A 6265-nucleotide genomic window follows, 5' to 3' on the forward strand; every position below is an offset into this window, starting at 1 on the left:
ACGCTCCTCAGAGCCAAATTTCAAATGTAGCCCAAGCCTGGAGTTACCCATGCCCACAGAAAACCGATCCAGCACCATCGAGCAGCATGACCATATCGAGGGGATCATCGATATGGTCAGCCCGCCAGCCGCTCATGACCTGGCCAGAAAGGTCAGAGAGTACATGGACCGCCAAGCATGCCCGAATGCTTGGATGGTCATCGCCTACGAGGCGGTCGTGAAGAATTTTCCAGCGCCAGCCCCGCAGCCCCACCCCGAGCCAATAGCCTGGATGGTTGGTACTGCCATCTGGTGGACCAAAGAAGAGGCAGAGAGGGATGCGGCGGCGACTGGACTGCCGATTGTTGGCCTGGGCCCGATGACCGGTGCCACTGAGGTTGAGCGGCTGCGGGTAGAGCTTGGCTACCTGCGGGAGGAGCGCGACGACCTGAGCGCCAGGCTCGATCGGTTCTACTCGCGAAGCCACGGGATCAAGAACCTCTCGGCGATTGAGCAGCTGAACGACAAGCTGGCCGAGCGGGATGCGCTGCTGCGCGAACTGCTGGCCGATGATGTTCCGCTGCGGTTGGCTGCCAAGATCGAGACAGCCCTATCTGCCAGCGCAGAGCCGAGGGCGCCGATAGCCTGGCACGTCGGCGGGAACGGCTACGACCGGATTTGCTTCGAGATACCAGCCGAGCTACCTGGACATCCCTGCATCCAGCCCATTCACGACCAGCGCCAGCTGATCGACCTCCTCAAGCGCTACGACCTTCGCGACGAAGACATGCCGCCAGATGAGCGAGTCCACGGCATTTCGGGCACGTCCTTCCAGCGCCTGAATGCTCTCGCCAACCAGGGCGAATGACTACAGGAGCACATTTGTACTCCACCCAGCTGTAACCCCTCTCCCCTCTATCCACTGCCGCGATATGGCGGCCAAGGACGAAGTAATGCCTGAAGAAAGCCAACTGCACCCAGACCTCGCGCGCATCTACGACATTTTTGGGCTGCATCACTCGCATCCGGTCAGCGTTCTGGAGGTTAACGTCCGCAACACAAAGCGCTTCTCCGACCTTCTTCAGGCGGTGGAAAGTGAGTTCCTGATGGTACCTGGTACCCCTTCGGACGAGCCCGAAGATGAAGGCTGTCCTGTGGATGATGAATGCCTGGTGAACCGGTGGGGCTCAACCCAAGAAGAGTACATCGAGCAGTTCCGGGCGGCGCTCCAGCATTTGAACGGGAAGAGCCGCACCATCACGCTTTCCGGCTGCGAGTTGACTGAAGACGATTTGCTCCGCACTGCGGTGCGCATGGTGAGAGGCACCACCAGGATGAAGCAGCCGCGCTGGGTGCTGATGAAGGATGCCTTCTGCTGCGGCTCAGGCGTGGCACACGCGCTGTGCCGGCGATACGGTTTTGACCCGGACGAGGGCCTGCGCAAATGACCCGCCTCGCCCTCTGCCTCCTGCTGCTGGCCACCGGCGCAAGCGCAACCGAGAACGTCATCGACGTGCAGCACGACAGCCAGCGCGGCGTCACCTGCTACCTGCTCAACGGTGTCGGCATCAGCTGCATCCCCGACAGCCAGCTGCAGGCCGGCAACCAGCGCCAGCTCTCCCCGCACGAAACACAACCCGAACCTACACCCGCACTGGCGCCTGGGCGCTGGATTGATGAGAGGTATCAGCTGTGACTGAGCTTGAAGAACTGCTGCTCGCCGCTAAGGCCGCTGGAATTGAAGTGGAGCCGTGCACCTGCAGCGATCCGAAATGGCCGCTGCGCATCAAGGGCCAGTCGGGCACCCGGGCACATTGGAACCCTCACATCAACGACGGCGACGCATTCAAGCTGGCCATTGACCTGGGCATGCAAGTCAACGTCGAAGGCTCTGGTGAGGATGAAGCCGTATGGGCTGACGACACCATGATCTGGGTGAACAGCGAATACGCCCAGGGCGATCGCCGGAAGGCTGCACGCACTGCCATCGTCAGCGTTGCCGCCCAGCGCGGGGAGCAGATGCCATGACCGACCCGATCGAAGTGAGGGTATCCAACCTGATCGGCGCAGCGCTGGACTGGGCGGTGGCCATGGCAACTGATGCCGCTGAAATTGGAATCGGTGAGCATGGCGTCATCTGCATCTACGACACCCCAGAAGGCGGCTGCTGGACGAACCTCTATCAGCCGTCCAAGGACTGGAGCCAGGGCGGCCTGCTGATTGACAGTTACCGGGGCAGCGCACATCACAACCAGCACCTGCAGGACAGCAGCTGCCAATACAGCGCCGGCCCAGCGGGCGCCGGCATCTGGCTATACGGCCCGACAGCATTGGTTGCCTTCTGCCGAACCCTAGTACTCACCAAGCTCGGCGATACCGTCCAGGTGCCTAAGGAGCTGATGCCATGAGCGTTTCTGAAGAGCACTTCCAGCGCGCTTGCGAGTTCGCAGATCAGCTGATCACGGAGAAGTCCGAATGGCTGCGCAGGGCCTTGAAGGCTGAGCGTGACCTAATCGTTTACCGAGCCCTTGCCATCTCCGGATGGTTTGGGGTGATCACGATGGCAATCACCTGGAGCATCCAGCCATGATCCTGCCCCTGATGTACATGGCCTACCTGGTATGGAAGGCGCCGCGATGAGCAAGAACTGCAACACCTGCAAATGGCTGGAGTGGGTTGACGGCGAAAGCGAGTCGGACACCGGCTTCACGTGCAACAAGCGTCATCAGCAGATGTGGGCCGACGGCCGCGAGCAAGAGCTGCTCGACAACCTGGAGCGCGACGATTACCGCGCGCGCTACAAGCGCTGCTTCGAACCAGAAGCCTAACCCCTCCCCCCAACTACTCAAGCCCGCCGACATGCGCGGGCATGGAGAGCTATTGCCATGAAAAAGGAAGAATTGATGGCCCTTGGACCGAAGATCGCCGCCGCGCTGGAGGCCGGCAAAGCCGCTGCTGCGGCATGCACGAACGACGGCGGCAGCGCAAACCTGGATCGAGTGGTAATCCCAGTGCCCGGCATGCGTCTCGACACAGATCACGGGCTGCCTGGCTACATCCAGAAGAAGCACGGCTATCACCGACAAGGCCTGCATCTGGACACCCCTTGGCCAGGTCAGGGCAACCAGCACAGCGCCGGAGTGCAGGCTATGCACAAGTCACTTATCGCTCAGGGCGTCGACTGCTACGTCTACTACCAGGTCGACTGACCACCAACCTGCCGCCACCGGCGGCGTGGAGACCATCATGCAAGACGAAGAACGCCAGCCGGTGGCCTATGTATCCGACAAGGTTCCGGAGGAGAAAATGGCCGAGCTGGTCGGTACGACCAAACGGGCCTTGGAAGGCAAGCGAAGCCGCGGCGTGATCCCTGAGGGGGTCTGGAAGAAGATCGACGGCCGGATTTTTTACAGCATCAGGAGATACGAAGCGTGGCTGGAAGGAAACTGGGGCTACCCACTGGAGTCGAGTTCATCGGCAAGTCAATCCGGATCCGTTTTACTTGGAACGGTGAGCGTCGGTCCGAAACTCTCGCGTACCCCCAAACCGCCAAGGGGATCAAAGCGGCAGCCGATCTACGCGCTCAAGTAGTCAGCCTGGCCAAGCACGGCGTACTCGACGAAAAACGGTATGCCGAGCTGTTCCCGGCTTCGAGCTATTCGGCGCCGGCCAACGAACTTATGTTTGGCGAGTACGCCCAGAGCTGGCTGAACAGCCTAGAGGTGGTGCACGACACGCGGGTCAACTACAAAGGCTTGATGAACAACTACTGGATGCCCCATTTGGCGACGCTGCCTATCAAGGCCGTCACGCCGATGGTGCTAAGGGAGGTAGTCGCGAGGACCGAGTGGAAAAGCTCGACAGTCAAGCGCGCTGCAATCGCCCGGGTCAAGGCGATGTTCCGCGCAGCGGTGTATGACGAGGTTGTGGACAGGAACCCGGCAGCATCAATCCAGCTGCCGCAGAAGAACAAGAAGCAGGTCGACCCCTTCACACTGGAAGAGGCTGAATCCCTTATCGAGTGGATGTACGAGAACTTTTCTCGGTGCAACCAGGTGTTCGCAGCATTCTACGAGTTCGCCTTCTACACCGGCATGCGTACAGGCGAAATCATGGCGCTGCGCTGGGACGAGATTGATTTCGAGAAGAAGACGGCCCACGTCTGCCGGATCGTGGTCGAGAAGCAGGTCATGGAGCGGACCAAGACCAAGTACACCCGCACCGTGATGTTGAACAGTCGTGCGCTGGGCGCGCTGGCTAGGGCGAAGGAAATCGCGCACTACCGCTCCAGGCAGAAGCGTCGAGTCTCGACCGAGTCGCCATTCATCTTCCAGCCATCCGGCTCGTCGCCACACATCACCGTGCCAGAGACCGCCGGCAAACACTTCAACCAGGCGGTCGAAGCAAAGGGCCTCAGGCACCGCCCTCAGTACAATTGCCGGCACACTTATGCCACGATGTGCCTCATGTCAGGGATGAACCCGGCCTTCATTGCGGGGCAGCTTGGGCACTCGGTGCAAGTGCTCCTTTCCACCTACGCGAAATGGCTGAATTCGGCCAACGATTGGGGTGAATTGGCGAAGCTAGAAATGCAGCTAATTGGTACAGAATTGGTACAGGATTAAATATCGTTCACCTTGCGCCCTTTAGTCATAAGGCATTCGACAGCAATTCAGCCATACTCCAGAATGCATCGGTTTTTAGGGGGAAAACCCTTGCACAGCCAACGACATACAAACTTTTAGTGAGCCTCAACGTGAAAACTTCCCTGTCTATCCTCAGCCTGCTGCTGTTGCTCACAGGTACCGCGACCCTTCCGTCGACTGCTGCTGCACAACCCCCGGCCCAGGTTCAACGTGACCCATCCAAACTGCATCTGGCTTCAGGCAGCGCCCTGCTGATCGACCTGAACAGCAACAAGGAGTTGTATTCAAGCCACGCGGACCGCGTGGTGCCAATCGCTTCGGTCACCAAACTGATGACGGCGATGGTGGTGCTGGATGCCAAGCTGCCCATGGATGAAATGCTCACCATGACCATCGCCAACAACCCGGAAATGAAAGGCGTGTACTCGCGCGTGCGCCTGGGCAGCCTGCTGGACCGTCGCGAAACCCTGCTGATTACCCTGATGTCGTCGGAAAACCGTGCGGCCAACAGCCTGGCCAACGCCTACCCCGGCGGTTACCCTGCGTTCATCAAGGCAATGAATGCCAAAGCCCGCAGCCTGGGAATGGCCCATACCCGCTATGTCGAGCCGACCGGCCTGTCGACGCAGAACGTCTCCACTGCCCGCGACCTGGCCAAGCTGCTGATGGCCTCGCGCAAATACCCGATGCTGAGCGAGCTGTCGACCACCCGCGAAAAGACCGTGGCCTTCCGCAAGCCTAACTACACCCTGGGCTTCCGTAACACCGACCACCTGGTGAACAAAAGCAACTGGGACATCAAGCTGACCAAGACCGGCTTCACCAACGAAGCCGGGCACTGCCTGGTACTGCTGACCCGCATGGACAACCGCCCGGTGGCCATGGTCATTCTCGATGCCTTTGGTAAGTACACCCACTTCGCCGATGCCAGCCGCATGCGTCAATGGCTGGAAACCGGTGCCGCCAAGCCGGCACCGGCAGTGGCCATGCAGTACAAGGCCGAGCGGCAGAACAAGGGGCGGTTGGCGGTCGAATGACCGCCATATCCTGGAACGTGCGGGCTTGTTCACGAAACAGACAACGCGGCGGATAGCACGGGCTTAGCCCGTGTTCGCGGGTGAACCCGCTCCTACGACGGCCTGTGCATGTGTGTAGGAGCGGGTTTACCCGCGAATACGATCGCGCCGGCAACGGTGAACGGCGGGTGGAGATTGGCCAGCAGGCCTGCCCATTCGCGGGTAAACCCGCTCCTACGACGGCCTGTGCATGTGTGTAGGAGCGGGTTTACCCGCGAATACGGGCGCGCCGGCAACGGTGAACGGCGGGTGGAGATTGGCCAGCAGGGCCGGCCCATTCGCGGGTGAACCCGCTCCTACGACGGCCTGTGCATGTGTGTAGGAGCGGGTTTACCCGCGAATACGGGCGCGCCGGCAACGGTGAACGGCGGGTGGAGATTGGCCAGCAGGCCTGGCCCATTCGCGGGTAAACCCGCGCCTACGACGGCCTGTGCATGTGTGTAATCGATGGACTCGCCCCCGCCGAGGCATCACAGTGCCACGGTGGTGTTCGAAGAAGCCAACGGCAGCGAGGGCGAGACCATGAAAAAGCATAGTTCGAAACACGATTCCCTGTCTTCCACT

Annotated in this window: 10 protein-coding genes; all 10 read left to right on the top strand. The window is 60.4% G+C overall.

What is annotated here, in order from left to right; genetic code table 11:
* Positions 1-49 precede the first annotated feature (49 nt).
* The 10 genes from INQ47_RS23930 to pbpG all read left to right on the top strand — a co-directional run bounded on the left by INQ47_RS23930 (position 50) and on the right by pbpG (position 5662).
* Positions 50-847 (top strand): hypothetical protein, encoded by a 798-nt coding sequence (locus INQ47_RS23930; protein ID WP_404702772.1) that lies wholly within the window; start codon positions 50-52, stop codon positions 845-847.
* Positions 848-932: 85 nt separating this feature from the next.
* Positions 933-1427 (top strand): hypothetical protein, encoded by a 495-nt coding sequence (locus tag INQ47_RS23935; protein ID WP_404702773.1) that lies wholly within the window; start codon positions 933-935, stop codon positions 1425-1427.
* Entirely contained in the window at positions 1424-1675 is a 252-nt protein-coding gene (locus INQ47_RS23940; RefSeq protein WP_014591205.1) for a hypothetical protein, read from the top strand. The genes INQ47_RS23935 and INQ47_RS23940 overlap by 4 nt, the downstream gene beginning before the upstream one ends.
* Complete coding sequence (locus tag INQ47_RS23945) at positions 1672-2007, top strand: hypothetical protein (protein WP_196166533.1); 336 nt, start codon at positions 1672-1674, stop codon at positions 2005-2007. The genes INQ47_RS23940 and INQ47_RS23945 overlap by 4 nt, the downstream gene beginning before the upstream one ends.
* Positions 2004-2387: a phage protein NinX family protein gene (locus tag INQ47_RS23950; RefSeq protein WP_196166532.1), complete on the top strand. Its 384-nt coding sequence runs from the start codon at positions 2004-2006 to the stop codon at positions 2385-2387. The genes INQ47_RS23945 and INQ47_RS23950 overlap by 4 nt, the downstream gene beginning before the upstream one ends.
* Complete coding sequence (locus INQ47_RS23955; RefSeq protein ID WP_041167007.1) at positions 2384-2569, top strand: hypothetical protein; 186 nt, start codon at positions 2384-2386, stop codon at positions 2567-2569. Before INQ47_RS23950 ends, INQ47_RS23955 begins: the two co-directional genes overlap by 4 nt.
* Before the next feature lie 46 nt (positions 2570-2615).
* On the top strand, positions 2616-2807 hold the full coding sequence (locus INQ47_RS23960) for a hypothetical protein (protein ID WP_028698342.1): 192 nt from the start codon (positions 2616-2618) through the stop codon (positions 2805-2807).
* A 57-nt stretch (positions 2808-2864) separates the two neighbouring features.
* Entirely contained in the window at positions 2865-3188 is a 324-nt protein-coding gene (locus tag INQ47_RS23965; protein WP_404702774.1) for a hypothetical protein, read from the top strand.
* A 222-nt stretch (positions 3189-3410) separates the two neighbouring features.
* Complete coding sequence (locus tag INQ47_RS23970) at positions 3411-4604, top strand: tyrosine-type recombinase/integrase (protein WP_404702775.1); 1194 nt, start codon at positions 3411-3413, stop codon at positions 4602-4604.
* 131 nt (positions 4605-4735) lie between these two features.
* On the top strand, positions 4736-5662 hold the full coding sequence (gene pbpG / locus INQ47_RS23975; RefSeq protein WP_404702776.1) for a D-alanyl-D-alanine endopeptidase: 927 nt from the start codon (positions 4736-4738) through the stop codon (positions 5660-5662).
* Positions 5663-6265: the final 603 nt, after the last annotated feature.

Origin of the sequence: Pseudomonas sp. 3HC3 (genome assembly GCF_044904505.1) — a bacterium.
Taxonomy (GTDB): Bacteria; Pseudomonadota; Gammaproteobacteria; order Pseudomonadales; family Pseudomonadaceae; genus Aquipseudomonas; species Aquipseudomonas putida_Y.